Genomic DNA, 25,244 nt, shown 5'->3' with positions numbered 1-25,244 from the left:
TGTTAAACTAACAAGAAACTTTCCTTTAAGAAACGCCTGTTAGCCGATCGTGACGAGAGGGGCGGGGCGGATGACCAAGAGCCCGGGCACACCCAGGCTGCTGCGCCGGCTGAACGACCGCTCGGCCCTCGAACTCCTCCTCGCTGATGGCCCGCTCACCCGCGCCGAGCTCGGCGAGCTGACCGGGCTCTCCAAGGTAACCGCAGGTCAGCTGCTGTCTCGCCTGGAGGAGCGCGGCCTGGTCGAGGTGGCCGGGGAGCGCGCGGGCGGCCGGGGTCCGCACGCCACCCTCTACGCGGTCGTCCCCTCCAGCGCGTACGTGGCCGGGCTCGAAGTCCTGCCCGACAGCCTCAAGGTCGGTGTGGCGGACATCACAGGCCGCATCGTGGTCGAGATCACGCTCAACCCGTCGGACTTCAGGGACCCGGTCAAGGCGGTGCACGCCGCCGTGCAGCGGGCCTGCGCGACCGCCGGCGTGGACAGCTCCCGGCTGCACGCCTTCGTGATCGGCACCAGGGGCGTCGTCGACCCGCGCGGCGGCGACGTCCGCTGGTCCTACGACCTGCCGTCCTGGCACGTCGGCGTGCTCGCCGGCCTGCGCGAGACGCTCGGCGTCCCCGTGACGATCGAGAACGACGTCAACCTGGTCGCGCTGGCCGAGCACCGCTACGGCGCGGCCGTCGGCCATGACGACTTCGCGGTGATGTGGGCCGGCGTCGGCCAGGGCCTCGGCGTCATGCTCGGCGGCAGGCTGCACCGGGGGATCAGCGGGGGAGCGGGTGAGATCGGCTGGCTGCCCGTGCCGGGCGAGCCGCTGCCCGCCGACGTCTCCCAGCCCCAGTCGGGGTCCTACCAGCGCCTGGTGGGCCAGGCGGCGCTGCGCGAGCTGGCCGAGGCGCACGGCGTGCCCGGCCTGTCGGTGGCCGATCAGGTGCGCCACGGCGACGACGGCTTCCTCGGCGAGGTGGCGGCCCGGCTGGCCGTCGGCGCCGCCGCCGTGGCCGTGGTGCTCGACCCCGGCCTGATCGTGCTGGCCGGCGACGTCGGCAGGGCCGGCGGGGCGAGGCTGGCGGCCAAGGTCGAGGAGGCGGTCGCCCGGATCTGCCCCAGCCAGCCCCGGGTGCTCACCACCGGCGTGGCGGGCAACCCCGTGCTGCGCGGCGCTCTGGTGGCGGCGCTCGAACAGGCTCGCGAACAGGTTTTCTCCGACACTGTGTGAGAATTTCTGCCCATGTGGCAGCCATCGAGCGACATTGTGCTCATATCCGACCCCCGGGTGGCCGCGATCCCCCTGCGGGAGTCCGGCGAGGCGTTGGCCGACGCGCGCGGGCGGCTGCGCGTGGATCGGCGCCTGGCCGACGACACCGGAGCCTACGCCCACCTGCGCGCGGGCCTGCTGGCCAGGCTCGAACGGGCCGAGCGGCGCCTTCCTGACGGGTATCACCTGCTGGTCGTCGAGGGCTACCGGCCCGTCGCGACGCAGCGCCGGTACTTCGAGGAGTATCGGGACGAGCTCCAGGCCACCTTCCCCGACATGTCGCCTGACGAGGCTTTTATCGCGGCGAGTCGGTACGTGTCGCCCGTGGAGGTCGCCCCGCACACCGCCGGCGCCGCCGTCGACCTGACCCTGTGCGCCCCCGACGGCACCGAGTACGACATGGGCACCGAGGTGAACGACAACCCGGAGGACAGCGGCAACGCCTGCTACATGGCCGCCCCCACCGTCTCCGCCGAGGCCCGAGCCCACCGCAAGATCCTGGCCGCCGCCCTCGAACCGGCCGGCCTGGTCAACTACCCGACCGAGTGGTGGCACTGGTCGCACGGCGACCGCTACTGGGCGTACACCAAGGGTGTCTCCGCTGCCCGCTACGGTCCCGTAGATTCCCCGGTGTAGCGCCTCAGCCGGGGAATGACTGCCGTCATGGAGTTCTTCCCCGCGATGCCACTGGCCGGCTGGCAGCCCACCAAGGCCACGATGCACAGGTTCTGCCAGGTGGTGGGCAAGATCCGGCTCGCCGCCGGGGTCCGGCGCAACCACTGGTGGAACGCGCCGTTCCACCTCACCGGCCGCGGGCTGACCACCCGGCCGATGGGACAGGCCGACGGCAACCCGATCTTCACGATCGACTTCGACCTCGTCGGCCACCGGCTGGTCGTGACCACGCTCGACGGGCGGGAGGTGTCCTTCCCGCTGTACGGCCAGTCCGTGGCGTCGTTCTACCGGGCCACCATGGAGGCGCTGGCGTTCCTGGACGTACGGGTCGAGATCGACCTGCCCCACCCGTTCGACCTGCCCGACGCCGGCCGGTCGTTCGCCGAGGACACCGAGCACGCCCAGTACGACCCCGTCCAGGTCACCCGCTACTGGCAGGTGCTCAGCCAGGTCAACCTGGTGCTGGAGGAGTTCGCCGCGGGCTACTCGGGCAAGGTCAGCCCGGTGCACCACTTCTGGCACACCTTCGACATCGCCTGCACCAGGTTCTCCGACCGGGTGATCGACCAGCCGCCCAGCGTCGACCCGGTGACCCGCGAGGCCTACTCGCGCGAGGTGATCAGCTCGGGGTTCTGGTTCGGCGACGACGCCTTCCCCGAGCCGGCCTTCTACTCCTACACCGCTCCCGAGCCCGAAGGACTGGACCGCGAACCCCTCGTGCCGGCCGCCGCCGGCTGGATCGAGCAGCGCGGCGGCCACCTGGCCGTGCTGCGCTACGCCGACGCCCGATCCGAGCCCGACCCGCGCGGCGCCGTGCTCGCCTTCTACCAGAGCGCCTACGAGGCCGGAGCCCGGCGCGCGGGATGGGACATCGAGCGGCTGGCCTGCCCGGGCGGAGTCACCGATCCGGTGCTGAGCGGCGACCGCTGACACCTGCCGAGGGCAGTGGCCGCAGGGGTGGGGTTCGGTGTCCTGCGTGGTCTGGGGAGTTTCGCGGCGATCTGACAACGGGCACAAACGGTACGGAGGCTCCCTGACTACCCTGCGAGGTGGGTCGTGGTTCCGTTGATCGGGATTGAAGAGGAGTACCTCGTCGTCGATCCGCACACCCGCCACGTGGCTCCGCGAGCCGCCGACGTGCTGGCCGCGGCGACCGACGTGCTGGACGTGGTCCACGAGATCACCCGCTTCCAGGTGGAGGCCCGCACGGCGCCCTCCGCCGACCTCACCGAGCTGGGCGCGCAGCTGCGCGCCACGCGCAAGGAGGTGGCCGGGGCCGCCCGGTCGTGCGGTCTGGCCGTCGTCGCCAGCGGCATCCCGGTGCTGGGCAACGTCATGCCGCCCCCGCTGAGCGACGACGTCCGCTACGAGCAGGGCCGGGTGCTCTACCGGGCGCTCCACGACGAGATCAGCATCTGCGCCCTGCACGTGCACATCGACGTGCCCGACGAGGAGCACGCCGTCTACGTGGGCAACCACCTGCGTCCGTGGCTGCCCACGCTGATCGCGCTGGCCGCGAACTCGCCGTTCTTCGTCGGCCGTGACACCGGCTACGCGTCCTGGCGGGTGATCAGCTGGGGGCGCTGGCCGGTGTCCGGGGCGCCGCCGTACTTCCCCACGTTCGCCGACTACGAGCTGGCCCTGCGCGCGCTCTCGGAGTCCGGCGCGCTGATGGACCCCAAGACGGTGTTCTGGGACGCCCGGCCGTCGCCCAAACTGCCCACCGTCGAGGTACGGGTCGCCGACGTGCCGCTGGACGTCAGCGACAGCCTCACCATCATCGGCCTGATCCGCGCCCTCGTCGTCACCGCGCTGGCCGAGGTGCGGCGCGGCGACCGGGGGCTGCCCATCCCGTCGGAGGTGCTGCGGGCCGCCTACTGGCGCGCCGCCCGCGACGGCCTGCAGGGCGACAGCCTCGACGTGCGGGCCGGCACGCTCGTGCCCGCCCCGGTCATGGCCGGTCGCCTCTTCGAGCACGTACGGCCCGCGATGGCCGAGGCGGGCGACCTGGCGTACGTCCAGGAGGGCCTGGACCGGCTGCTCCGGCGAGGATCCGGAGCGACGCGCCAGCGCCGGGTGCACGCCCGCGGCCACGACCTGGCCGAGGTCGTGGACGACCTCATCGAGGCCACTGTGGCCTGACACGGCCACGGTCTGAGAGGGCCATGGTCCGAGAGGGCCACGGTCCGACACGGCCACGGCCCGAGAGGGCCATGGTTTGGCACGGCCACGGTCGGCAGGGGCCGTCACGGGCCCGGCTCAGCGGCCGGCCGCGTAGCCCTGGGCGCCGCGCGGGTTGGCCGCCGCCTTCAGGAACACGCCGTCACGGGCGACCGCGCTCAGCCTGCCGAGCGACCACGAATCCCGCACCTCCACCTTGTGACCGCGCCGGCGCAGCTCGGCCACCACCGCCGCGCCCACCCGGTCCTCGATGTGCATGACGCCGGGCCGGGACTCGCGCGGGAAGAACGAGCTGGGAAAGTGCTCGGAGTGGAACATGGGGGCGTCGATGGCCTCCTGGAGGTTCAGGCCGCCGTGCACGAGGGCCAGGAAGAGGTTGAGGCTCCACTGGTCCTGCTGGTCGCCGCCCGGCGTGCCGAACGCCAGCCACGGCCGGCCGTCCCGCAGCGCGAACGACGGCGACAGCGTGGTGCGCGGACGCGCGCCCGGCCGCAGTGAGGCGGGCAGCCCCTCCTGCAGCCAGAACATCTGGGCCCGGGTGCCCAGGCAGAAGCCCAGCTCGGGGATCGTGGGGGAGCTCTGCAGCCAGCCACCGCTGGGCGTGGCGGACACCATGTTGCCGTGCCGGTCGACGACGTCCACGTGGCAGGTGTCGCCCCGCACGGCGCCATCTGGGGAGACGACCTGCTCGCCGCCACCGGGAGAGACGATCCGCTCGGCGCCGTCGGGGGGCGTGACCCGCTGGGCGCCGTCGGGGGAGATGATCCGCTTGGCGTCGGGGGCGATGCCCCGCTGGGCGACGCCCCGTCCGACCGTCGGCTCGCCTACACCCGCCACCGCCCCCGGAACGCCGGGCGCGTTCGTCGCCGGCGGAGGGGCAGGCAGGCGGGGGATCCGGCCGCCGGGGCTGCCGGGACGCAGCTCGGTGCTGGCCTCGGCTCCCACGAGCGCGCGCCGCCCGGCGTTGTAGGGCTCGCTCAGCAGGTCGGCCAGGGGCACGTCGGTGTCGCCGTACCAGGCCTCGCGGTCGGCGAAGGCCAGCTTCGCCGACTCGACCACCGTGTGCACGTAGTCGGCGCTGAGATGTCCCATCCCGCCCAGGTCGAACCCGGACAGCAACGCCAGCTGCTGCAGGAAGACCGGGCCCTGGCCCCACGGCCCCGTCTTGCACACGGTGTGCCCGTGGTAGTCGAACGTGACCGGCTCCTCCACGGACGCCGTCCACCCGGCCAGGTCGTCGCCGGTCAGCAGCCCGCCGTGCACCTCGCCCGAGCTGTCACGCCAGGCCGTCCGGGCGCTGAAATCCGCGATCGCCTCCGCCACGAACCCCTGGTAGAAGGCGTCACGGGCGGCCGCGATCTGTCCTTCGCGGGTGCCTGAGGCCGCCTGGGCCTCTGCCACCAGCCGGCGGTAGGTCGCGGCCAGCACCGGATTGGCCAGCGACGTGCCGGGCGCCGGCACCTGGCCGCCGGGCAGCCACGTCGCCGCCGACGTCGGCCAGTCGGCCGTGAACAGGTCGCGTACCTGCTCGATCGTGGCGGAGATCCGCTCCAGCACCGGGACACCGCGCTCGGCGTAGTGGATCGCCGGCGCCAGCACGTCGGCCAGCCGCCAGCTGCCCCACCGCTCCAGCATCAGCATCCAGCCGCCGAACGCTCCCGGCACCGTGGCCGCGAGCAGCCCGGTGCCCGGCACGACGTCGAGCCCGAGGCCGGCGAACCGCTCGATGGTGGCGGCCGACGGGGCGACGCCCTGACCGCACACCACCGCAACCCGCTGCTCCTCCTCGCTCCACAGCAGGATCGGCACCTCGCCGCCGGGACCGTTCAGGTGCGGCTCGGCCACCTGCAGCACGAACCCCGCGGTCACCGCGGCATCGAAGGCGTTGCCGCCGCGTTCGAGCACGCTCATGCCGGTGGCGGCGGCCAGCCAATGCGTGCCGGCCACCATGCCGAAGTCTCCGGTCAGCTCAGGTCTGGTGGTGAACAACGCGTGTTCCTCTCAAGGGGGCAAGGGGGATGAACGCCGCGCCCAGCCGGTCGCGGAACACGTCCAGCACGTCGGCTTGGACGGTCAGGTCCGGGGCGGTCGTGGCTCGTCGGCGATCAGCAGGCGCGGCAAGCGGGGTCACCGTAATCGTGATCATTACGCGCTGGCGTCTGCTCATGAAGGGGAGGGTTTTGGGAGACTGTATACAGACTACACTTCGGAGAACTTATCACCGCTGGTGGCGAACCCGTCAGTCGCCGAGGCCGGGCGGCTGACCTGCCACATGCGCTCGAACTCCGCATGGAAGTGCTGGTACCAGCGGTGGTCGTGCCGTGCGCGGAGAGTGAACACCGGATCAGGGCCAGGGGATCGGTGCGTCCCCAACTCGACGTCGATGATCCCGTCGTCACTGTCGACGTCGATCAGGACGAGGCCGAACGCGGGCACGAACGACATGAACCGCACCTCGATCCGGCCCGGCACGTCGGGAGTGTCGGCCAGGTGGCGGAGCAGGTCGATCGTGGACTTGATGCGATGCTCGAAGACCTCAGGACGATCGGGAATCGTGCTCCGGCGAGCCGCTTCCAGAGGCGCCGTCCCGTCGGGATCGATCAGCAGGACCTTGATGGAGGCCCCCCGGCGCAGCCGGTTCTCCAACTCGCCCACGTGGTTGCGGACGGTCCGGCTCAGCGTGACGCCGGCGATGCGGATGTCATCGGCCCGGACGATCCGCTGCTCGAGCCCCTGCCGGGTGGTCGCGAGAAAGGCGTCGGCGGCCACCTCGCCGGCGATCCTCTCCTCGACCAGTTCGTTGAGACGCGTGATCCGGGACTCCAGCTCGGCCACATGATGTCTCGGCCCGAGCGCGTTGACAGCCAGCAGGGCGAGCGTGGCCAGTGTGGCGGCGCCCACCACCTTCGTATCGACGACATCGAAGACGCCGAGCACGCCGACCACCAGGGCGATCAGCGCAGTGAGGTAGATCTCGAGATTCTTGCCGGTGCTGAGGTCGGCACGTAGCCGTGCCAGGAGGCGCATCCTCCCATCCTCGTCCGCCGGCACCTTCCGTCAAGATCGGGACTATTCGCGCCTGATCACGGGTGACGATGACCGGGGTGAGCGACGCTCGCCGGACGGGACAGGAGAGTCATTCGCCGGCCGGGAGGAGAGAGTCAGGAGAAATCATCCTCGACCTCCACCCCTTCCTGTTCCAGCGCCTCCCTGATCACTCGGAAGGCCAGGCCGGGAGGGTAGCCCTTGCGGGCCAGCATGCCGGCGAGGCGGCGGGTGCGAGCCTGGGAATCGAGGTGGCGAGTGCCGGAGAGTTTGCGGCCCACGAGGCGCCGGGCGGTCTCCAGCTCCTGATCCGGGTCGAGCCGTTCGACGGCCTCGTTGACCGTCTCGGAGTCGACGCCGCGGTGACGGAGCTCGGCGGCCAGCGCGCGTTTGGCCAGGCCCCGACCGTGGTGCCGGGAATCGACCCAGGCTTCGGCGAACGCCTCGTCGTTGATCAGCCCCAGCTCGGAGAACCGGTCGAGCACGGCCTCGGCCGCTTCGTCGGGCACGTCACGCTTGCGCAGAGCCTCGGCCAGTTGGGCCCGAGTCTTCGGGGCCATGGTGAGCAGCCGCAGGCAGATGGCCCGTGCCACGGCCTCCGGATCGGCAGGAGGTGTGGCGGCGGCTGTCGAACCCTCGTCAGGCCCATCAGGGGTCCATCCACGGCCTCCCCCCGTTGACCGCCCCCTCTTTCCACTCCGGCCACCCGACCCTCGCCTCTTCGCCGCCCGCCTACCGCCCGGCTCCCCGCCATAACCGCCTGGACCAGCCTCGTCGTAACCGGCCCCGCCATGCCTGTCTCCGCCATGGTCAGTCTCGCCGTAACCGGCTCCGTTATGGCCGGACCTGCCGTGACCGGCTCCGCCATGCCCATCTCCGCTGGGTCCGGACTCGTGGTGCGGGGTGTTGGTGGGTGGGGTGTCGGGCCATGAAGAGGGAGCACCGGGACTGGCGTGGTCTGCGAGGCCGGTGTCGTCGGGGGATCCGGAGGAAGGGGGGCCGCCGCGCTTGCGTTTGCGGCCCCGCGACGGGGTGGGGACATCAGGCCAGGCGCCCCAGTCGCGAGACGCCTCTGGCGGGTCGGTGGCACTCACGCGGCTACCGATCAGACGTCACCGGGCTTCGGCGTGGCGGCCTTGGATCCGCGGCCCGAAGGAGCGGCGGCGGCTGGCGCGGGCGCCGGGGCGTCGGTGGGCTTGTCGAGGCGCGGCCCCACCCCCAGCTTGTCCTTGATCTTCTTCTCGATCTCGTTGGCCATGTCGGGGTGGTTCTTCAGGAAGTTGCGGGCGTTCTCCTTGCCCTGGCCGAGCTGGTCGCCCTCGTAGGTGTACCAGGCGCCGGACTTGCGGACGAAGCCGTGCTCGACGCCCATGTCGATCAGGCCGCCTTCGCGGGAGACGCCCACGCCGTAGAGGATGTCGAAGTCGGCGACCCGGAAGGGCGGGGCCATCTTGTTCTTGACGACCTTGACCCTGGTGCGGTTGCCGACCGCCTCGGTGCCGTCCTTGAGGGTCTCGATGCGACGGATGTCGAGGCGTACGGAGGCGTAGAACTTGAGCGCCTTGCCGCCGGTCGTGGTCTCGGGCGAGCCGAACATCACGCCGATCTTCTCGCGCAGCTGGTTGATGAAGATCGCGGTGGTGCTGGTGCTGCTGAGGGCGCCGGCGACCTTGCGCAGGGCCTGGGACATCAGGCGCGCCTGGAGGCCGACGTGGCTGTCGCCCATCTCGCCCTCGATCTCAGCCTTGGGCACCAGGGCGGCCACCGAGTCGATGACGATGACGTCGACGGCGCCGGACCTGATCAGCATGTCGGCGATCTCGAGCGCCTGCTCGCCCGTGTCGGGCTGGGAGACGAGCAGCGCGTCGGTGTCGACGCCGAGCTTCTTGGCGTATTCGGGGTCGAGGGCGTGCTCGGCGTCGATGAACGCGGCGATGCCGCCGGCCCGCTGGGCGTTGGCCACCGCGTGCAGGGCGACCGTGGTCTTGCCGGAGGACTCGGGACCGTAGATCTCGACGATCCGGCCACGCGGCAGGCCGCCGATGCCCAGTGCGACGTCAAGGGAGATCGCCCCGGTGGGGATCACCTCGATGGGAGCTCGGGCATCGTCGCCGAGGCGCATGACTGAGCCCTTGCCGAACTGCCGCTCGATCTGGGCGAGGGCGGTCTCGAGGGCCTTCTCGCGGTCGTTGATAGCCATGGGAACTCCCCTGGAGGGTCGTGGTCCGATCAGTCGAGTGAAAGCTATGGCCTGCCACCGACATTTTCCTGCGATCGCCGGGGAAGCCATGGCCCGGCGGAGTCAATCGTAGCCGAACGACTGTTCGATCACATCGGCAACACGCTGCCCGGCCCGCGCGATCGTACGGGCCGGCGCGCGAACGCCTCGCGCGTGACGGCCCATCCGTTCATCCGCGAGCGGACGAGCGTGTTGTGATGCGTCATGAGCTGGGAAGACTGGTGCAGAGGGTTGGAGGCGGCGACGTGGCCAACACGTACACCGAGGAACGACGCACCCATCTGGAAGCTCTCGCCGAGCTGCTGCCCGCGCAGGGCCTGGTGAGCCGCATGCTGGGCGGAGACGATCCGATGCTGTGGGTGTGGCACCCGGGCAGCGGCCGTCAGACGATCATATTCGCGACACCCTCACGAGCCGGCTGGGTCTTCCTGTGGTCGCCGGGCGGGAAGAGCGGTGTCGACGATCTCACGCGCACGGCCCGCACGCTCGGGGAGACGCTGGCCTCACCGAAGCCTGGGTGAGACGTCCTCCACCTGGCAGACCGCCCGCCAGACCGTCTTGGCGCTCTCGCCGTCGGCCAGTGCCTGCGTCACCGTGCGGCCTTCCAGCGGGGCCAGCACGTAGTCACGGGCCCACGAGTCGGCGTAGGTCTCGCCGAAATGGGCCCGCATCCGTCTCCAGAACTCGGTCAGGCGCATCAACCAAGTATGGAACCGCCGGGTGCGTGGGTAGGACAGGCGCATGGCAAAGACCCCCAAGTCCTCCCCGTCCAAGTCCGCCAAGGTGAAGGCCAACCGCCTCAGGCGCCGTGCGTTACGTCTGGTGCGGCGGCTGGCCGTACAGAGTGAGAAGGCCGAGAGATCCGAGCGACACGCGGGCATCAGGCAGACGCCCCGTAACGGCAGGCCGCGGACGCGCCGGGCGTCGCGGCGCTAGTCACGACAGTCACATCACGCGCGAGCCGTACATCTCCCCGAGATGGTCGGCGAGCAGCTCCAGCCGGGTGCCGTCGGGGTCCTTGAAGTAGATGGAGGCACCGCTCTCGATCTGGTGCGGCACGCCGGCCATCTCCAGCTTGCCGCGCAGGCGCTCCCAGGTGGCGGGGTCGACGGAGATCGCGAGGTGGTGCAGCCCGCCGAGCACCTCCTGGTAGGGGCCGAGGTCGAGCCCCGGGAAGTCGAAGAAGGCGAGCAGGTTTCCGTTGCCGATGTCGAAGAAGAAGTGGCTGGAACCCTTGAAGTCACGGTTCTCGAAGATCTCCGTGAGCGGAAACTCCAGAAGCTCCTGGTAGAACAGGATCGTCCGCTCCATGTCTGATGAGATCAGGGCGAAGTGGTGCAGGCCGCGCCCGCTGCTCAGAGACCGGCGCGGTAAGACGTGGCGCTCCCTGAGGTCCTCGCGGCGAGCCCCAATGGCTGCGTAGTCGATGCCCACGGTCGCTGTATGTCCGCCGATGCCCCGGCTCAACCGCTCCACGCGGGGACAATGCGTTTTCTGTCGGTGAGGCGAGGCACTATGGGCAGGTGAGCTCGCTCGACCAGTTCAGCCAGGTGACCAGGCGATGGTTCGCCAGTTCCTTCGCCGCGCCCACCACCGCCCAGGAGGGCGCGTGGGAGTCGATCGCGCGCGGCGACAACACGCTGGTGGTCGCGCCGACCGGGTCCGGCAAGACGCTGGCGGCCTTCCTGTGGTCGCTCGACCGGCTGGCGGCCGAGCCCGCCGAGCCGGGTGAGCGCGCGGGCACCCGGGTGCTCTACGTCTCACCGCTCAAGGCGCTGGCCGTCGACGTCGAGCGCAACCTGCGGGCTCCGCTGGCCGGGCTCAAGCAGACGGCCAGGCGGCTCGGGCTGCCCGTGCCGGAGATCTCGGTGGCGATCCGGTCCGGCGACACCCCGGCGGAGGATCGCCGGCGGTTCGCGGCCCGGCCGTCCGACATCCTCATCACCACACCGGAGTCGCTGTTCCTGCTGCTGACGAGCCAGGCGCGCGACGCGTTGCGCGGTGTGCGCACCGTGATCGTCGACGAGGTGCACGCGGTGGCCGCCACCAAGCGGGGCGCCCACCTGGCGCTCAGCCTGGAGCGGCTCGACGCGCTGCTCGAACGGCCCGCCCAGCGGATCGGGCTGTCGGCGACCGTGCGTCCGGTGAGCGAGGTCGCGGCGTTCCTGGGAGGCGCGCGGCCGGCGACGGTCGTGCAGCCGCCGTCGGACAAGCGCATCGAGGTCGAGGTCGTGGTGCCGGTCGAGGACATGACGGAGGTGGAGGCGGGGCCCCGGCCGGGCGAGGGCGAGGAGCTCGTCCCCGATCCCGCCGGCCGGTCGATCTGGCCGCACGTGGAGGAACGCCTGTTCGACCTGATCGAGGCGCACAGTTCGACCATCGTGTTCGCCAACTCCAGACGGCTGGCCGAGCGGCTGTGCACCCGCCTCAACGAGCTCGCCTTCGACCGTCGGCAGGGCCCGGAGGCGGTCGATCTCTCGATCTGGGAGAGGCCCGAGCCGCCGGGCCCGACACCCGACCCGCCGCACCCCACGGCCGGCCCGCCGCGGACAGCCGCCGAGTCCGCGCGACAGACACCCGCCGACGCCTCGCGGCCCGCGGCCGAGGGCCCGCCGCAACGGATGCCCGCCGAGTTGATGGCGCAGGCGGGGGCGAGCAAAGGCGTCGTCACCGAGGTCGTGCGCGCTCACCACGGGTCGGTGTCCAAGGAGGAGCGGGCGCAGATCGAGGAAGCGCTCAAGTCGGGGCGGCTGCCCGCCGTGGTCGCGACCTCCAGCCTGGAGCTGGGCATCGACATGGGCGCGGTCGATCTGGTGGCCTGCGTCGAGTCGCCCCCGAGCGTGGCCAGCGGCCTGCAGCGCATCGGCCGGGCCGGACACCAGGTGGGCGCCGTGTCCAAGGGCGTGATCTTCCCCAAGTACCGTGGCGACCTGGTTCAGACGGCCGTCGTCGCCGAGCGCATGCGCACCGGCCAGATCGAGGAGCTGCGCTACCCCCGCAACCCGCTCGACGTGCTGGCCCAGCAGATCGTCGCGATGACCGCGCTCGACGAGTGGACGGTCGACGAGCTGGAGGCCCTGGTCAAGCGGGCCGCCCCCTACGCCACGCTGCCGCGCACCGCGCTCGAGGCCACACTCGACATGCTGGCCGGGCGCTACCCGAGCGAGGAGTTCGCCGAGCTGCGCCCTCGCGTCGTCTGGGACCGGGTGACCGGCACCCTGCAAGGACGGCCCGGCGCCCAGCGGCTGGCCGTCACCAATGGCGGCACGATCCCCGACCGCGGCCTGTTCGGTGTCTTCCTGGTGGGCGAGAAGTCCTCCAGGGTGGGCGAGCTCGACGAGGAGATGGTCTACGAGTCGCGGGTCGGCGACGTGTTCGTGCTGGGCGCGACGTCCTGGCGGATCGAGGACATCACGGCCGACCGGGTGCTGGTCTCCCCGGCGCCGGGTCAGCCGGGCAAGCTGCCGTTCTGGCACGGCGACGCCCAGGGCCGCCCAGCCGAGCTGGGCAGGGCGATCGGCTCGTTCCTGCGCGAGCAGGCCGAGCACGGCTCCACCGAGCGGCTGACGGCGGCCGGGTTCGACGAGTTCGCCTCGGCCAACCTGCTCTCCTACCTGGCGGAGCAGCGCGAGGCCACCGGCTACGTGCCCGACGACCGCACCCTGCTGATCGAGCGGTTCCACGACGAGCTGGGCGACTGGCGGGTGGTCATCCACTCGCCCTACGGCGCGCGGGTCCACGCTCCGTGGGCGCTGGCGATCAACCGGCGGCTGCGCGAGCGTTACGGCGTCGACGTCCAGGCCGTCCACTCCGACGACGGCATCGTGCTGCGCATCCCCGACACCCTGGCCGAGCCGCCGTCCGACGTGGCCGCGTTCGACGCCGAGGAGATCGAGCAGATCGTCACCGAGGAGCTGGGCGGGTCGGCGATGTTCGCCTCCCGGTTCAGGGAGTGCGCCGGGCGGGCCCTGCTGCTGCCGCGCCGCACGCCGGGCAGGCGCAGCCCGCTGTGGCAGCAGCGCCAGCGGGCGGCCCACCTGCTGGGGGTGGCCTCGCGTTACGCCTCGTTCCCGATCGTGCTGGAGACGATGCGCGAGTGCCTGCAGGACGTGTTCGACGTGCCGGGGCTGGTGCGGCTGATGCGTGACATCGCCGCGCGCCGGGTGCGGCTGGTGGAGGTGGAGACGTCGCAGGCGTCGCCGTTCGCCGCGTCGTTGCTGTTCCGCTACATCGGCGCGTTCATGTACGAAGGTGACGCGCCGCTGGCCGAGCGGCGGGCCCAGGCGCTGGCCCTCGACACCGCCCTGCTGGCCGAGCTGCTGGGCCAGGCCGACCTGCGCGAGCTGCTCGATCCCGACGTCATCGCCGAGGCCGAGCGTGAGCTGGCCAGGCTCGACCGGCCGCTGCGTGACGTCGAGGACCTCGCCGACCTGCTGCGCTCGCACGGGCCGCTGCTCGCGCCCGACGTCAGCGTGCGCGGGGGTGATCCGGCCTGGCTCCAGGAGCTCGTACGCGCCCGCCGGGCGATCAGCGTCCGGATCGCGGGTGAGGAGCAGTGGGCGGCGATCGAGGACGCGGCGCGGTTGCGTGACGCGCTGGGCGTGCCGCTGCCGGTCGGCGTCCCGCACGTGTTCCTGGAGCCGGTGGCCGATCCGCTGGCCGACCTCGTCGCCCGCCACGCCCGCAGCCGCGGGCCGTTCCACGCGGACACCGCGGCGGTCAGGTTCGGCCTCGGCGTGGCCGTGGTGGGCGACGCCCTGCACCGGCTGGCCGCCTCAGGACGGGTGGTCAACGGTGAGTTCAGGCCGGGTGGCCGGGGCGAGGAGTGGTGCGACGCCGGTGTGCTGCGGATGCTGCGGCGCAGGTCCCTGGCCAGGCTGCGCAAGGAGGTCGAGCCGGTCGCGCCCGAGACGCTCGCGCTGTTCGCTCCCGCCTGGCACGGCATCACCGGCTCGTCCGGCGCGCCACGTCCGGTGCCCGGCGCCGCCGGGTCGGCGCGGGCGATGGACGCGCTGGTGCGCTCGGTCGAGCAGCTCCAGGGGGCGGCGGTGCCCGCGTCGGCGCTGGAGACGCTGGTGCTGCCCTCGCGGGTGCCCGGCTACCATCCGGCGCTGCTCGACGAGCTGACCTCGTCTGGGGAGGTGATGTGGGTGGGCCAGGGCTCGCTGCCCGGCGGCGACGGGTGGGTGTCGCTCTTCTTCGCCGACACAGCGCCCCTGCTGCTGCCCGAGCCGGCCGAGATCACCATGACCCCGCTGCACACCCAGGTGCTCGACGTGCTCGGTGGGGGAGGGGCGCTGTTCTTCCGGGCGCTGTCCGACCAGCTCGGCTCGCTCGACGACCCGGCACTGGCCACGGCTCTGTGGGACCTGGTGTGGTCGGGGCAGGTGTCGGGAGACACGCTCGCGCCGCTGCGCGCCACGCTCGGGTCCGGCCGCCCCGCGCACCGTCCGGCCACGACGCGGCGCCGCCGGGCGGTGCTGCCCAGCAGGACCGGCCCGCCGACCGTGGGCGGGCGGTGGTGGCTGCTGCCGTCCCCGGCGGCCGACGCCACCCAACGGGCCCAGGCGCAGGCGGAGGTGCTGCTCGAACGGCACGGCGTGGTGACGCGGGGGGCGGTGACGTCCGAACGGCTGCCGGGCGGGTTCACGCCCGTCTACCAGGTGCTGCGGGCCTACGAGGAGAGCGGGCGGTGCCGCCGCGGCTACTTCGTCGAGGGGCTCGGTGGCGCCCAGTTCGCGCTGCCGGGGGCGGTCGACCGGATGCGGGCGATGGCGCCGGGCATCGCGCCCGGCTCGGTCGGGCCTGCCGGCGAGGGTTCGGTCGACGCGTTCGGTCCCGGAGGATCCAGGGCGTCAGGCGCATCCAGGGACCCGGCGCGCAGGGCAGTGGTGCTCGCCGCCGCCGACCCGGCCAACCCCTACGGCGCGGCCCTGCCGTGGCCCGCCCGTTCCGGCGACGCGGGGCACCGGCCGGGTCGCAAGGCCGGGGCGCTGGTGGTGCTCGTCGACGGGTTCCTGGTGCTCTACGTGGAGCGGGGCGGCAAGACGCTGCTGTCGTACGCCGACGACGAACGACTGCGGCCCGCGGTCGACGCGCTGGCGCTGGCCGTGCGCGACGGCGCGCTGGGCAAGCTGACCGTCGAGCGGGCCGACGGCGCCTCGATCGTCGACTCGCCCTTGGCCGCGGCCCTGGAGGAGGCCGGGTTCCATCCGACGCCGCGGGGGCTCCGGCTGCGCGCTTAGCGAACGGTGAGACGCCCTTGACCGACCGTCCGCACTCACCGCCGTGCCCGCCGTGGTCGCGACGGGCGACGATCTTCAAGCTGGCCGACCTGCCCGAGCGGAGCCCGGATGTGCGGGGCTTTTACGGAGATGGCTGCCAAATGGAGAGATGCCAGCCCGTTAGACACGCTTGATAACTCGTTTGCTTGCTCGTGACCTGTTCGACGCATAACCTCGACGGCAGTGAGGAGTTACTCCGCGCAGTGCGGATTGCCATACCGGTGAACAACGGACGAGCGAGCTTGGTTGTTCGAGACAGGCGAGGTGTCGGCTATCGGAGTCGACGCCCGGTCAGTCTTGGCTTGATATCCGTCGTGGTGATGCCGCCGATCGGGCTTTCCGCGCCGCGTACGTGACCCCTCCCGTTTTGAGGCCGCGTTATGGGTGATGGGGACGCGAGGAGGGCGGGGCGCACATGGGGCCGCTTGTCGTGGTGCTTTCGGTGGCGGTGCTCCTGCTCACGTTCGGAATGATCACCGCGCTACTCGTCGTGGTCCGGCGCACCTCGGGCGGCGTCTCAGGTGGCCTGTCGCGGCTTGGCGAGCCCAGTCCTGAGCAGTTGCAGGCCGTACACGAAGAGCTCGAACAGGCGCGTGCGGAGGCCGGGGAGATCCGTGACAAGGCCGAGTCCGACGCCGAGGAGATCCTGCGCAGGTCGGAGGCCGCGGCCGAGAGCGCGGCGCAGATGCGGCGCGAGGTCGAGCAGGAGAGCCGGATCCTCAAGAACGAGCTCAAGGAGCTCAGGTCCGACCTCGAACGCAGGGAGACCCGGCTGGCCGAGCGCGAGCAGCGGCTGGACGAGGAGGCCCGGCGGCAGTCCGAACGTGACCGCAAGCTGGCTGAGACCGAGATCGAGCTGGCCGACCGGCGTTCCGAGCTGCTCAAGGTCGAGGAGGAGCGGCGGGTCATCCTGGAGCGGGTGGCCGGGCTCACGGGCGAGCAGGCCAAGGCCGAGCTGGTCAGGGAGATCGCCAACCAGGCCAAGCGCGAGGCCGCGCTGATCATCAGGGAGATCGAGGGTGAGGCGCGCAAGGAGGGCGAGAAGCGCGCCACCAAGATCGTGACCCTGGCCGTGCAGCGGGTGGCGGCGGAGCAGACGGCCGAGTCGGTCGTCAGCGTGCTGCACCTGCCGGGCGACGAGATGAAGGGCCGCATCATCGGCCGGGAAGGCCGCAACATCAGGGCGTTCGAGTCGACCACGGGCGTCAATCTGATCATCGACGACACTCCCGAGGCCGTGCTGCTGTCCTGCTTCGACCCCGTACGCCGGGAGACCGCCAGGCTCACCCTGGAAAAGCTGGTGCTCGACGGCCGGATCCACCCGCAGCGCATCGAGGAGGCCCACGAACGCAGCCGGGCCGAGGTCCAGGACCTGTGCGCCCGGGCGGGCGAGGACGCCCTGGTCGAGCTCGGCATCACCGACATGCACCCCGAGCTGACCCTGCTGCTCGGCCAGCTCAGATATCGCACCTCCTACGGCCAGAACGTCCTCAAGCACCTCATCGAGTCCGCGCACATCGCCGGCATCATGGCCGCCGAACTCAAGATGGACCAGACGCTGCTGAAGCGCTGCGCCCTCCTGCACGACATCGGCAAGGCGCTCACCCACGAGGTCGAGGGCAGCCACGCGCTGATCGGCGCCGAGATCGCCCGCCGCTACGGCGAGCAGGAGGACGTGGTGCACGCCATCGAGGCCCACCACAACGAGGTCGAGGTCCGCACCGTCGAGGCGGTGCTCACCCAGGCGGCCGACGCGATCTCCGGCAGCCGCCCGGGCGCTCGCCGCGAGTCGCTGGAGGCGTACGTCAAGCGGCTGGAACGCCTGGAGGAGATCGCGCAGTCCTACGAGGGCGTCGAGAAGGTCTTCGCCATGCAGGCCGGCCGGGAGATCCGGGTGATGGTCAAGCCCGACGCCATCGACGACATCCAGGCCCAGGTCATCGCCCGCGACGTGGCCAAGCAGGTCGAGGAGGAGCTGACCTACCCGGGCCAGATCCGCATCACGGTGGTGCGCGAGTCGCGCGCCACCGAATTCGCCCGTTGACGCCCCGGGCCGGCTGAAAAGCCGCTGGCAGAAGACCGCCGGCCCAGGCGGAGCCAGGAGCGGGCGACGCCGGTGGTGGAGATGGGGGACGGCCAGATGGGCATGGCCGCTGAATCCCGCCGGAAGATCGGCGGGCGCGCGGAGTGGTCACCCTACTCGGGTGACCACTCCGAGACGTCAGTCGAGCCCGGATACGCCTCCGGAGGCCGTACGGTCCAGCCCGACCGCCCCCGGCGGTGCGATCGGTGTTGCCGCGGACTTGCGGCTGCGGCGGCTGCGCCGCTCCAGCCGGGTCGCCAGATAGCTCAGGGCCAGGTTGAGCGTCACGTAGATGATGCCGATGACGATGGCCGCCGGGATCAGCGAGCCGAAGAAGACGGCAGGCAGGATCTTGAAGCCGGTGTTGAGCAGGTCGACGTAGGCGATGATGTAGCCGAGCGCGGTGTCCTTGAGCAGGACCACGAGCTGACTGATGATCGCCGGCATCATCGCCGTGACCGCCTGCGGCAGCAGCACCAGTCGCATCACCTGGTTCTTGCGCATGCCCACCGCGTAGGCCGCCTCGGACTGGCCCTTGGCGACGGCGTTGACGCCCGCCCTGACCACCTCGGCCAGAACTGACCCGTTGTAGAGCGTCAGGCCGAGCACCACCGCGGCGAAGGCGTAGTCGCCGCCGCCGAACAGGGTCGGGGCGAGGTAGAAGATGAAGAAGATCAGCAGTAGCAAGGGGATGGCCCGGAAGACCTCCACCACCAGGCCCGCAGGGACCCGGATCCAGGCGTGGTCGGACATCCTGGCCAGGCCGAAGATCGCGCCGAAGGCCAGGGCGAGCACCGCGGCCACCGCGGCGGCCTTCAGCGTGCCGATGAGGCCGGGGATGATGTAGAACTCCCACGTCTCGGCCTCCAGGAACGGCTGCCAGATCTTGGCCTCGAACTGGCCCTTGGCGTCGAAGCCTCGGTAGACGCCGTAGAGGGCGGCGCCGACCGCCACGATGCTGATCACCGTGAGGAGATGGTTGCGCACCCTGGTGCGCGGCCCGGGAGTGTCGAACAGGACAGAGGTGCTCATCGGACCACCGCCAGGCGTCGGGCCAGCCAGCCGGTGTAGTAGCCGATCGGCAGGGTGAGGACCATGAAGGCCACGACGAGTCCGATGAAGATCGGGATCGAGGCCCCGGTGGTGTCGAACGTCTCCTTCATCACGGCCGCGGCGTCGGCGAGGTAGCCGCCGGCGGTGGCGACCGTGGTGTTCTTGATCATCGCGATCATCACGCTGCCGAGCGGCGCGACGACCGCGCGGAACGCCTGCGGCAGGATGATCAGCGTCAGTGACTGGAAGAAGGTCAGCCCGATCGCCCGGGCCGCCTCGGCCTGCCCCAGCGGCACCGTGTTGATGCCTGCGCGCAACGCCTCGCACACGAAGGCCGAGGTGTAGACCGCCAGGCCCAGCGCGACGATCCAGAACGAGTTGGTCCTCGGCACGTCGGAGAAGACGAGGCCGAGCTGGTCGCTCAGGCCGAGCGCGGAGAAGGCCAGGACCAGGGTCAGCGGGGTGTTGCGCACCACGTTGACGTAGATGGTGCCCGCCGCGCGCAGCACCGGCGTCGGTGAGACGCGCATCGACACCAGGATCGTGCCGAGGAGGATTGAGACGACCCCGGCCACGAGGGAGAGCTTGACGTTCTCCAGGAACCCCTCCGCGAGGGCGGGGGCGTACTTGATCAGTTCGTCCATCGTGCTCCACCGCATAGAAGGGCGGCGGCCGGGTCACCGACCGCCGCCTCTGGTGTGACTAGGCGCATCCCTCAGCCGGCGGAGCGGCCTCCGACACCTTCAGTCCTTCGATGCCGCCGAACCACTTGTCCAGCAGCTGCTTCATGGTGCCGTCGTCCCACAGCTTCTTCACCGCGGTGTTGACGGCCTCACAGGTCTTGGTGTCGCCCTTCTTCAGGCCGATGCCGTACTTCTCGTCGGTGAAGCCCTGGCCCAGGACCTTGAAGTTGCCTCCGGCCTGCTTGGCGAAGCCCGCCAGGATCAGGTCGTCGGTGGTGACGGCGTCGAGGTTGCTGCCGCCCAGCTTCTGCACACACTCGGAGTAGTTGGCGGCGTCGACCGTGGTGGCGTCGAGGTCGAGCTCACCGTCCGGCGGCGGGTCGGTGATCCGCTTGTAGGAGTTGGAGCCGGCCGCCTTGCAGATCTTCTTCCCCTTGAGGTCCTGCGGGGTGTTGATCGACGTGTCGTCCTTGCGGGTCATCACGTCCTGGTGGGCGATGACGTACGGCCCGCCGAAGGTGACCTTGCCCTTGCGCTCCTCGGTGATGGAGTAGGTGGCGACGACCATGTCGACCGTGCCGTTGGCCAGGAACGGCTCGCGGTTGGACGAGGCCGACTCCTTCCACTCGATCTCCACGTCCTTGCCGCCGGCCAGCTCCTTGACCAGGGCCTTGGCCACGTCGACGTCGAAGCCCTCAGGCTCGGCGCCCTTCTTCAGGCCGAGGCTCGGCTGGTCCCACTTGGTGCCGACCACGATTTTGCCGGCCCCTTGGACCTTGTCGACCACGGTGGAGTAACTCTCGTCACCGCCGCCGCAGGCGGCCAGGCCGGCGACCAGGGCCGCGATGGAGAGCGCGGCTCCCATTCGACGCATGTGCATGTGTACCTACCTCAATAGTCAGTGCGTGAGGATCTTCGAGAGGAAGTCACGCGCTCGGTCGGTCTGCGCGTTGGTGAAAAACTCGTCGGGGGTGTTCTCCTCCACGATCTGTCCCTCGGCCATGAAGACCACCCGGTTGGCCGCCCGGCGGGCGAACCCCATCTCGTGGGTGACGACCATCATGGTCATCCCGTCACGGGCCAGCCCGACCATGACGTCGAGCACCTCCTGCACCATCTCGGGGTCCAGCGCGGAGGTCGGCTCGTCGAACAGGATCATCTTGGGATCCATGGCCAGCGCTCTGGCGATCGCGACCCGCTGCTGCTGGCCGCCGGAGAGCTGGGCAGGGTATTTGTCGGCCTGCGCCGCGATGCCGACTCGTTCGAGCAGCTCCATGGCCCGCTCGTCGGCCGACCTCTTGGCGACTCGGCGCACCTTGAGCGGCCCCAGCGTGACGTTCTCGCGGATGGTCTTGTGCGCGAAGAGGTTGAACGACTGGAACACCATGCCGACGTCGGAACGCAGCCTGGCCAGCGCCTTGCCCTCCTCCGGCAGGACCTCGCCGTCGAAGGTGATCGTGCCGCCGTCGATGGTCTCCAACCGGTTGATCGCCCGGCACAGTGTGGACTTGCCACCGCCCGAAGGACCGATGACGACAAGGACCTCGCCACGGGAGACCGTCAGGTTGATGTCCTTCAGAACGTGGAGGGCCCCGAAGTGCTTGTTGACGTTCTCCAACTGGACCAGTGGAGTGACGTCCCCGTTCTCCGTCATGGTCAAAACCTAGGGGGCCTTAGGACGCTGGTCACTAACCGAGCGGTACCGATCCGATCACATCATGCCACCGAGCTGCTGTTTTGTATCGTAGCGGCTGGCGCAGGACGGACAGCGACTACCCTTGGACATGCCATGACTGTGACCCAGGAGAGCGCCCGCACCTACGAAGTGCGCACATACGGGTGCCAGATGAACGTCCACGATTCCGAGCGCCTGTCAGGACTGCTGGAGGACGCCGGTTACGTCCGCGCGGCCGACGGCGAGAGCGCCGACGTGGTCGTCTTCAACACCTGCGCGGTGCGCGAGAACGCCGACAACCGCCTCTACGGCAACCTCGGCCATCTCCGGCCCGCGAAGATGAGCAACCCCCGCATGCAGATCGCGGTGGGAGGCTGCCTGGCGCAGAAGGACCAGGGAGAGATCGTCCGCAAGGCGCCCTGGGTCGACGTGGTCTTCGGCACCCACAACATCGGCTCGCTGCCGGTGCTGCTGGAGCGGGCCCGCGTCGAGGGCGAGGCGCAGGTCGAGCTGAAGGAGTCGCTCGAGGTCTTCCCCTCGACGCTGCCCACCAAGCGCGAGTCGCCCTACGCCGCCTGGGTGGCCATCTCGGTCGGCTGCAACAACACCTGCACCTTCTGCATCGTGCCGTCGCTGCGCGGCAAGGAGAAGGACCGGCGGCCCGGCGACGTTCTCGCCGAGGTCCGCACCCTGGTCGACCAGGGGGTGCTGGAGGTCACCCTGCTCGGCCAGAACGTCAACACCTACGGCGTCGAGTTCGGCGACCGGCTGGCGTTCGGCAAGCTGCTGCGCGCCTGCGGCTCGGTCGAGGGGCTGGAGCGGGTCCGTTTCACCTCACCGCATCCGGCCGCGTTCACCGACGACGTGATCGCCGCCATGGCCGAGACGCCCAACGTCATGCACCAGCTCCACATGCCGCTGCAGTCGGGCTCCGACCGCGTGCTCAAGGCCATGCGCCGCTCCTACCGGGCCGAGCGCTACCTCGGCCTCATCGAGCGGGTCCGCGCGGCCATGCCCGACGCGGCCATCTCCACCGACATCATCGTCGGCTTCCCCGGCGAGACCGAGGACGACTTCCAGGCCACCCTCGACGTCGTACGGCAGAGCCGCTTCGCCAACGCCTTCACCTTCCAGTACTCCATCCGTCCCGGCACCCCCGCGGCCACGATGGACGACCAGATCCCCAAGCAGGTCGTCCAGGAGCGCTACGAACGCCTGGTCGCCCTCCAGGAGGAGATCTCCTGGGAGGAGAACAAGAAGCAGGTGGGGCGCACCCTGGAGGTGCTCGTCGCCGAGGGCGAGGGGCGCAAGGACGACGCCACCCGGCGGCTCTCGGGCCGGGCGCCCGACAACCGGCTCGTGCACTTCGCCGTCGGCGACGTGACGCCGCGGCCCGGTGACATGGTGACGGTCGAGGTCACCTACGCGGCGCCGCACCACCTGGTGGCCGACGGCGCCGTCCGGGAGGTGCGCCGCACCAGGGCCGGCGACGCCTGGGAGATCCGCCAGGGCGCTCCGGCCAAGGGCTCCGGCGTGCTCCTGGGGATGCCGTCCATCGGCCGTCCCGAGCCCGTGCCGGCGTCGGGCGGCTGCGCCGCCCACTGAGCCCGTGCCGGCGTCGGGCGGCTGCGCCGCCCACTGAGCCCGTGCGCGTGCGCGGCGCTTGAGAGGTTCGCCGCCTCCTGAGTTGTACGTGGCGCTTGGGAGTTCGCGGCTCATGGAGTTCGTGACGTGCGCGTTGAGCCGCAGGGGTCAGCGGTGGAGGCCGTCGAGCAACTGATCGCAGTACGGCCGGCGGAAGTCGTCGAAGGTGGCGCACGGGTCCGCGCCCCGTATCCGTGGCGCGGGCGGCTCCGGTGGCGGTGTGCGCCTGGCCGTGCCGGGCGGCTGGGTGGCGGCCGGACGCACGGGCGGAGTCACGCTGGGAAGCGCCGGCAGCGTGGTGACCGTGGTGACCGTGGTGACCGTGGTGACCTTGGGGGCCGGCTGGGTGGCGGCGGCGCGGGGTTGCGTGGGACCGGGTGCGGGCGACCCGGCAGGACCCCGCTCCGAGGTCGCCGATGTCGCCTCGCCGTCGCGAGCCGGCGGGACGGTCGCGTCCATAGCGGCCTCCGCCGGCAGGGCCCCGGCGGCGGTGGCCCCGGGCGGGGGGAGGACCTCGAGCCAGCGGGTGACCGGAGCCGGGTGACCGCCGGACGAGACCGTGCGGACCTCGGCGGGACGATTCGCCTGCCCGGCCGCTCCTGTGTGCTCGCCGGGACCCGGGACGGTGGGCGACGGGGCCGGATATCGCGCCTGCGGTGTCGGTGAGGGAATGCTCGACGCGCCGGAAAGCACGGCTTCCTGATCGTTTATCGGCGCCTTTTTCGAGGCCGGCCTGGAGGTGCCGGTGAACGCGAGGAATATGCCGAGACCGGCGATGGCGAGTACTCCGGCCACGCCCGCCACGGGTGCCAGGCGCCCCCGGCTACCTGGGCGAATGGATCTAAGGGAGGACAAGTCGTGATTCCTTTGTGATGGGTGCGCGAGCATTCCACTGCTGCGGCTAGTGTGGTCCAACACCCGCGGAAGCCGGAGAGCTTTCCCGATACGACCGCAGGGAGTTGTCACCCATGCAGGATCCGACCGAGCCGGATCGCCAGGAGATCCTCACCGGGCCGGGCGACGCGCCCGGCTCCCCCCGCAAACGCAAGCCCCTCGTCCTCGCCGCCTCGGCACTCGTGGCCGTCCTCGCCGCCGGCGGTGTCGGCTACGCGCTGGCCGGCAACACCCCCGCCCAGGTCGGCCAGTCCGTTCAGCCCCCGTCCACCGGGGATGCCCCGGAGGAGGTCCAGGAGACGGACGACGGCGCCACCGGTGATGCCACCACCGACGTCCCGCAGGACGGCACCGCCTCCGACGCCGACACTGACACAGGTGCCGACACGGGCACCCGCCCCGACGCGGGCCCGGTCGACGAGCCGGCCGACGAGCCGGTTGACCGGGGCTCGGCGGGCACCGACGCCAAGCGCTCGACCAACGTCGGCACCGGCAAGAAGCCCACGTCACCGCCCAGTGCCCCGGTCGAGGATGATCCGGCCGACAACCCGGCCGACGGTCCGGCGGGCCTGGTCAGCGGCGAGTGCGCCAAGAGCGGCTGCTGACGGCCGCGGCGGCCGGTTCGCTGAGACCAGGTAAGAAGGCCATGCGGCGGCCGGTCCGCCGACGCGGGGCCGCCCTCCGTATGGGCCGGACGCCTGGTCAAGTGGCTCACTACTTTCAGCCCGTACTGGATCTACGGCGAAGGCCACTTCGTGCGTAGGGTCCCGGTATGACCACTGACAGAGCCGCTGCGCTGCGCGAACTCCATGTGCCGGGAAGGCCGCTGATCCTGCCGAACGTCTGGGACGCGGCCTCCGCCCGCGCCGTCGTGGAGGCGGGTTTCCCGGTGGTCGCCACCGGGAGCGCCGCGGTCGCCGAGGTGCTCGGCTACGACGACGGCGAGGCGACGCCGGTCGCGGAGATGATGGCCGCGATCGCCCGCATCGCCCGTGCCGTCGCCGCGCCCGTCACCGCCGACGTGGAGCGTGGTTACCGGCTGCCGCCCGCCGAGCTGGCCGAGCGGCTGATCGCCACGGGAGCCGTGGGCTGCAACCTGGAGGACACCGACCAGGCCACCGGTGCTCTGGTCGACGTCGAGGAACAGGCCGCGTTCCTGGCCGCCGTACGCGCCGCCGCCGGGCCGGGCCTGGTGATCAACGCCAGGGTGGACACGTACCTTCGGGGCGAGCGCGCCCGTGAGGTCGCCGTCGCGCGGGCGCGGCGCTACTTGGAGGCGGGCGCCGACTGCGTCTACCCGATCGGCCTCGCTGACGAGAAGGAGATCGAAAGGCTGGTCGCCGAGGTCGAGGGCCCGGTCAACGTGCTGTTCCGGCCCGGGACACCCTCACTCGCCCGGCTGGCCGAGCTGAGGGTGGCGAGGGTCAGCTTCGGCCACGGCCTGCACGCGGCCGCGCACGCCCACGCCCGCGCTCTGTTCCAGGCGGTCGCCGAGGGCCGCGACCCCTACGCGTAGGCATACCCTGGCGT

The 25,244-nt window shown here is 71.1% G+C and carries 23 protein-coding genes and 1 pseudogene; 11 read left to right on the top strand and 13 right to left on the bottom strand.

The window, feature by feature from the left end; all coding sequences use genetic code 11:
* The first annotated feature begins 70 nt into the window (after positions 1–70).
* The 4 genes from AC5L3X_RS12740 to AC5L3X_RS12725 all read left to right on the top strand — a co-directional run bounded on the left by AC5L3X_RS12740 (position 71) and on the right by AC5L3X_RS12725 (position 4,075).
* On the top strand, positions 71–1,219 hold the full coding sequence (locus AC5L3X_RS12740) for an ROK family transcriptional regulator (RefSeq protein WP_189123649.1): 1,149 nt from the start codon (positions 71–73) through the stop codon (positions 1,217–1,219).
* A gap of 12 nt (positions 1,220–1,231) precedes the next feature.
* Complete coding sequence (locus tag AC5L3X_RS12735) at positions 1,232–1,894, top strand: M15 family metallopeptidase (RefSeq protein ID WP_494857146.1); 663 nt, start codon at positions 1,232–1,234, stop codon at positions 1,892–1,894.
* Between the two features lie 27 nt (positions 1,895–1,921).
* Positions 1,922–2,863: a DUF5996 family protein gene (locus tag AC5L3X_RS12730; protein ID WP_494857145.1), complete on the top strand. Its 942-nt coding sequence runs from the start codon at positions 1,922–1,924 to the stop codon at positions 2,861–2,863.
* Positions 2,864–2,989: 126 nt separating this feature from the next.
* Positions 2,990–4,075, top strand: coding sequence for a carboxylate-amine ligase (locus AC5L3X_RS12725; RefSeq protein ID WP_189123652.1), 1,086 nt, complete (start codon positions 2,990–2,992; stop codon positions 4,073–4,075).
* Between the two features lie 117 nt (positions 4,076–4,192).
* On the opposite strand, the gene AC5L3X_RS12720 is transcribed toward AC5L3X_RS12725, so the two are convergent.
* The 5 genes from AC5L3X_RS12720 to recA all read right to left on the bottom strand — a co-directional run bounded on the left by AC5L3X_RS12720 (position 4,193) and on the right by recA (position 9,359).
* Positions 4,193–6,064, bottom strand: a complete 1,872-nt coding sequence (locus tag AC5L3X_RS12720; protein WP_494857236.1) for a gamma-glutamyltransferase family protein — start codon at positions 6,062–6,064, stop codon at positions 4,193–4,195.
* Positions 6,065–6,083: 19 nt separating this feature from the next.
* A complete protein-coding gene (locus tag AC5L3X_RS12715; RefSeq protein ID WP_494857143.1) occupies positions 6,084–6,281 on the bottom strand; it encodes a hypothetical protein in 198 nt (65 codons plus the stop codon).
* A gap of 32 nt (positions 6,282–6,313) precedes the next feature.
* Positions 6,314–7,141, bottom strand: coding sequence for a DUF5919 domain-containing protein (locus AC5L3X_RS12710; RefSeq protein WP_494857142.1), 828 nt, complete (start codon positions 7,139–7,141; stop codon positions 6,314–6,316).
* 134 nt (positions 7,142–7,275) lie between these two features.
* A complete protein-coding gene (gene recX / locus AC5L3X_RS12705) occupies positions 7,276–8,253 on the bottom strand; it encodes a recombination regulator RecX (protein WP_494857140.1) in 978 nt (325 codons plus the stop codon).
* Between the two features lie 11 nt (positions 8,254–8,264).
* Positions 8,265–9,359 (bottom strand): recombinase RecA, encoded by a 1,095-nt coding sequence (gene recA / locus AC5L3X_RS12700; protein WP_189123656.1) that lies wholly within the window; start codon positions 9,357–9,359, stop codon positions 8,265–8,267.
* 260 nt (positions 9,360–9,619) lie between these two features.
* On the opposite strand from recA, the gene AC5L3X_RS12695 reads away from it, so the two are divergent.
* The gene (locus AC5L3X_RS12695) at positions 9,620–9,919 is read left to right on the top strand and encodes a hypothetical protein (protein ID WP_225262519.1); all 300 of its coding nucleotides are present in this window, start codon (positions 9,620–9,622) and stop codon (positions 9,917–9,919) included.
* Here the strand turns inward: AC5L3X_RS12695 and AC5L3X_RS12690 are convergent.
* The gene (locus tag AC5L3X_RS12690) at positions 9,902–10,096 is read right to left on the bottom strand and encodes a DUF3046 domain-containing protein (RefSeq protein WP_189123657.1); all 195 of its coding nucleotides are present in this window, start codon (positions 10,094–10,096) and stop codon (positions 9,902–9,904) included. The two genes, AC5L3X_RS12695 and AC5L3X_RS12690, sit on opposite strands and share 18 nt — an antisense overlap.
* Before the next feature lie 247 nt (positions 10,097–10,343).
* Positions 10,344–10,874 carry a VOC family protein gene (locus AC5L3X_RS12685; RefSeq protein WP_225262521.1) on the bottom strand — a complete coding sequence of 177 codons (531 nt, stop codon included), beginning with the start codon at positions 10,872–10,874 and terminating at the stop codon, positions 10,344–10,346.
* A 47-nt stretch (positions 10,875–10,921) separates the two neighbouring features.
* Here AC5L3X_RS12685 and AC5L3X_RS12680 point away from each other — a divergent pair.
* A pseudogene (locus tag AC5L3X_RS12680) lies at positions 10,922–14,539 on the top strand (DEAD/DEAH box helicase); the annotation flags it as partial.
* Here the strand turns inward: AC5L3X_RS12680 and AC5L3X_RS12675 are convergent.
* Entirely contained in the window at positions 14,497–14,952 is a 456-nt protein-coding gene (locus tag AC5L3X_RS12675) for a hypothetical protein (protein WP_494857235.1), read from the bottom strand. The pseudogene AC5L3X_RS12680 and the gene AC5L3X_RS12675 overlap by 43 nt on opposite strands.
* Between AC5L3X_RS12675 and AC5L3X_RS12670 the strand changes: the two genes are divergently transcribed.
* Together AC5L3X_RS12670 and rny are read left to right on the top strand one after the other, a co-directional pair.
* Positions 14,876–15,643 carry an Lhr family helicase gene (locus AC5L3X_RS12670; protein WP_494857234.1) on the top strand — a complete coding sequence of 256 codons (768 nt, stop codon included), beginning with the start codon at positions 14,876–14,878 and terminating at the stop codon, positions 15,641–15,643. The genes AC5L3X_RS12675 and AC5L3X_RS12670 overlap by 77 nt on opposite strands.
* 454 nt (positions 15,644–16,097) lie before the next feature.
* A complete protein-coding gene (gene rny, locus AC5L3X_RS12665) occupies positions 16,098–17,726 on the top strand; it encodes a ribonuclease Y (protein WP_494857138.1) in 1,629 nt (542 codons plus the stop codon).
* Positions 17,727–17,903: 177 nt separating this feature from the next.
* Here rny and AC5L3X_RS12660 read toward each other — a convergent pair whose 3' ends face one another.
* Genes AC5L3X_RS12660 through AC5L3X_RS12645 form a run of 4 tightly spaced genes read right to left on the bottom strand, consistent with a single transcriptional unit; the run spans position 17,904 to position 21,155 of the window.
* Complete coding sequence (locus AC5L3X_RS12660) at positions 17,904–18,797, bottom strand: amino acid ABC transporter permease (protein ID WP_494857137.1); 894 nt, start codon at positions 18,795–18,797, stop codon at positions 17,904–17,906.
* Complete coding sequence (locus AC5L3X_RS12655; protein ID WP_494857136.1) at positions 18,794–19,462, bottom strand: amino acid ABC transporter permease; 669 nt, start codon at positions 19,460–19,462, stop codon at positions 18,794–18,796. The genes AC5L3X_RS12660 and AC5L3X_RS12655 overlap by 4 nt, the downstream gene beginning before the upstream one ends.
* 58 nt (positions 19,463–19,520) lie before the next feature.
* On the bottom strand, positions 19,521–20,381 hold the full coding sequence (locus AC5L3X_RS12650) for a glutamate ABC transporter substrate-binding protein (protein ID WP_494857135.1): 861 nt from the start codon (positions 20,379–20,381) through the stop codon (positions 19,521–19,523).
* Between the two features lie 18 nt (positions 20,382–20,399).
* Entirely contained in the window at positions 20,400–21,155 is a 756-nt protein-coding gene (locus AC5L3X_RS12645; protein ID WP_308015947.1) for an amino acid ABC transporter ATP-binding protein, read from the bottom strand.
* A gap of 135 nt (positions 21,156–21,290) precedes the next feature.
* Here AC5L3X_RS12645 and miaB point away from each other — a divergent pair, with 135 nt between their 5' ends.
* Complete coding sequence (gene miaB, locus AC5L3X_RS12640) at positions 21,291–22,781, top strand: tRNA (N6-isopentenyl adenosine(37)-C2)-methylthiotransferase MiaB (RefSeq protein WP_494857133.1); 1,491 nt, start codon at positions 21,291–21,293, stop codon at positions 22,779–22,781.
* Between the two features lie 147 nt (positions 22,782–22,928).
* On the opposite strand, the gene AC5L3X_RS12635 is transcribed toward miaB, so the two are convergent.
* Positions 22,929–23,279 carry a hypothetical protein gene (locus tag AC5L3X_RS12635; RefSeq protein WP_494857131.1) on the bottom strand — a complete coding sequence of 117 codons (351 nt, stop codon included), beginning with the start codon at positions 23,277–23,279 and terminating at the stop codon, positions 22,929–22,931.
* A gap of 509 nt (positions 23,280–23,788) precedes the next feature.
* Here AC5L3X_RS12635 and AC5L3X_RS12630 point away from each other — a divergent pair.
* Positions 23,789–24,319 carry a hypothetical protein gene (locus tag AC5L3X_RS12630; RefSeq protein WP_494857129.1) on the top strand — a complete coding sequence of 177 codons (531 nt, stop codon included), beginning with the start codon at positions 23,789–23,791 and terminating at the stop codon, positions 24,317–24,319.
* A gap of 167 nt (positions 24,320–24,486) precedes the next feature.
* On the top strand, positions 24,487–25,230 hold the full coding sequence (locus AC5L3X_RS12625) for an isocitrate lyase/PEP mutase family protein (protein ID WP_494857128.1): 744 nt from the start codon (positions 24,487–24,489) through the stop codon (positions 25,228–25,230).
* The last annotated feature ends 14 nt before the right edge of the window (positions 25,231–25,244 follow it).

Source organism: Nonomuraea sp. CX421 (genome assembly GCF_059358955.1).
The sequence above is the reverse complement of the archived record's forward strand: the minus strand, read 5'-3'. Positions and strand labels throughout refer to the sequence as shown.

Coding starts and splice junctions, on each gene's coding strand:
- AC5L3X_RS12735 (WP_494857146.1), top strand. CDS start 1,232: ATGTGGCAGCCATCGAGCGACATTGTGCTCATATCCGACCCCCGGGTG.
- AC5L3X_RS12710 (WP_494857142.1), bottom strand. CDS start 7,141: ATGCGCCTCCTGGCACGGCTACGTGCCGACCTCAGCACCGGCAAGAAT.
- AC5L3X_RS12660 (WP_494857137.1), bottom strand. CDS start 18,797: ATGAGCACCTCTGTCCTGTTCGACACTCCCGGGCCGCGCACCAGGGTG.
- AC5L3X_RS12655 (WP_494857136.1), bottom strand. CDS start 19,462: ATGGACGAACTGATCAAGTACGCCCCCGCCCTCGCGGAGGGGTTCCTG.
- miaB (WP_494857133.1), top strand. CDS start 21,291: ATGACTGTGACCCAGGAGAGCGCCCGCACCTACGAAGTGCGCACATAC.
- AC5L3X_RS12690 (WP_189123657.1), bottom strand. CDS start 10,096: ATGCGCCTGACCGAGTTCTGGAGACGGATGCGGGCCCATTTCGGCGAG.
- AC5L3X_RS12625 (WP_494857128.1), top strand. CDS start 24,487: ATGACCACTGACAGAGCCGCTGCGCTGCGCGAACTCCATGTGCCGGGA.
- AC5L3X_RS12730 (WP_494857145.1), top strand. CDS start 1,922: ATGGAGTTCTTCCCCGCGATGCCACTGGCCGGCTGGCAGCCCACCAAG.
- AC5L3X_RS12715 (WP_494857143.1), bottom strand. CDS start 6,281: ATGAGCAGACGCCAGCGCGTAATGATCACGATTACGGTGACCCCGCTT.
- rny (WP_494857138.1), top strand. CDS start 16,098: ATGGGGCCGCTTGTCGTGGTGCTTTCGGTGGCGGTGCTCCTGCTCACG.
- AC5L3X_RS12650 (WP_494857135.1), bottom strand. CDS start 20,381: ATGCACATGCGTCGAATGGGAGCCGCGCTCTCCATCGCGGCCCTGGTC.
- AC5L3X_RS12630 (WP_494857129.1), top strand. CDS start 23,789: ATGCAGGATCCGACCGAGCCGGATCGCCAGGAGATCCTCACCGGGCCG.
- AC5L3X_RS12635 (WP_494857131.1), bottom strand. CDS start 23,279: ATGGACGCGACCGTCCCGCCGGCTCGCGACGGCGAGGCGACATCGGCG.
- recA (WP_189123656.1), bottom strand. CDS start 9,359: ATGGCTATCAACGACCGCGAGAAGGCCCTCGAGACCGCCCTCGCCCAG.
- AC5L3X_RS12645 (WP_308015947.1), bottom strand. CDS start 21,155: ATGACGGAGAACGGGGACGTCACTCCACTGGTCCAGTTGGAGAACGTC.
- AC5L3X_RS12740 (WP_189123649.1), top strand. CDS start 71: ATGACCAAGAGCCCGGGCACACCCAGGCTGCTGCGCCGGCTGAACGAC.
- AC5L3X_RS12720 (WP_494857236.1), bottom strand. CDS start 6,064: ATGGTGGCCGGCACGCATTGGCTGGCCGCCGCCACCGGCATGAGCGTG.